The organism is Kitasatospora sp. NPDC057500, assembly GCF_042802195.1.
Taxonomy (GTDB): domain Bacteria; phylum Actinomycetota; class Actinomycetes; order Streptomycetales; family Streptomycetaceae; genus Kitasatospora.
Map to the genome: position 1 here is coordinate 1,520 of NZ_JBHVER010000359.1, position 1,335 is coordinate 2,854.

The following is a 1,335-nucleotide window of genomic DNA, read 5'->3' on the forward strand; positions in this document are numbered from 1 at the left end:
TGAGGTGGGTGTCTGGTCGTTGTTTGAGAACTGCACAGTGGACGCGAGCATCTGTGGCCAAGTTTTTAAGGGCGCACGGTGGATGCCTTGGCACCAGGAACCGATGAAGGACGTGGGAGGCCGCGATAGGCCCCGGGGAGCTGTCAACCGAGCTTTGATCCGGGGGTGTCCGAATGGGGAAACCCGGCAGTCGTCATGGGCTGTCACCCGCTGCTGAACACATAGGCAGTGTGGAGGGAACGCGGGGAAGTGAAACATCTCAGTACCCGCAGGAAGAGAAAACAACCGTGATTCCGGGAGTAGTGGCGAGCGAAACCGGATGAGGCTAAACCTTGGGCGTGTGAGACCCGGCAGGGGTTGCGCTTGAGGGGTCGTGGGTTTTTTCTTGATCGGTCTGCCGGCCGGTCGGCGAGTCAGAAACCGTATGGATAGTCGAAGGACATGCGAAAGGTCCGGCGTAGAGGGTAAGACCCCCGTAGACGAAATCTGTACGGCTCGCTTGAAGAACACCCAAGTAGCACGGGGCCCGAGAAATCCCGTGTGAATCTGGCGGGACCACCCGCTAAGCCTAAATATTCCCTGGTGACCGATAGCGGATAGTACCGTGAGGGAATGGTGAAAAGTACCGCGGGAGCGGAGTGAAATAGTACCTGAAACCGTGTGCCTACAAGCCGTGGGAGCGTCGTTCGCCAGCTTGCTGGCGGGCCGTGACTGCGTGCCTTTTGAAGAATGAGCCTGCGAGTTTGCGGTGTGTAGCGAGGTTAACCCGTGTGGGGTAGCCGTAGCGAAAGCGAGTCCGAATAGGGCGGTTGAGTTGCATGCCCAAGACCCGAAGCGGAGTGATCTAGCCATGGGCAGGTTGAAGCGGAGGTAAGACTTCGTGGAGGACCGAACCCACCAGGGTTGAAAACCTGGGGGATGACCTGTGGTTAGGGGTGAAAGGCCAATCAAACTCCGTGATAGCTGGTTCTCCCCGAAATGCATTTAGGTGCAGCGTCACGTGTTTCTTGCCGGAGGTAGAGCACTGGATAGGCGATGGGCCTCACCGGGTTACTGACCTTAGCCAAACTCCGAATGCCGGTAAGTGAGAGCGTGGCAGTGAGACTGTGGGGGATAAGCTCCATGGTCGAGAGGGAAACAGCCCAGAACACCGACTAAGGTCCCTAAGCGTGTGCTAAGTGGGAAAGGATGTGGAGTCGCAGAGACAACCAGGAGGTTGGCTTAGAAGCAGCCACCCTTGAAAGAGTGCGTAATAGCTCACTGGTCAAGTGATTCCGCGCCGACAATGTAGCGGGGCTCAAGCACATCACCGAAGTCGTGTCATTGCAGCAATAC

Annotated in this window: 1 rRNA gene (running past one end of the window); it reads left to right on the forward strand. The window is 57.2% G+C overall.

Annotated elements, in window-relative coordinates:
• Nucleotides 1-55: 55 nt before the first annotated feature.
• Nucleotides 56-1,335, forward strand: a 23S ribosomal RNA gene (locus ACFU74_RS36315) (it continues 1,488 nt past the right edge of the window).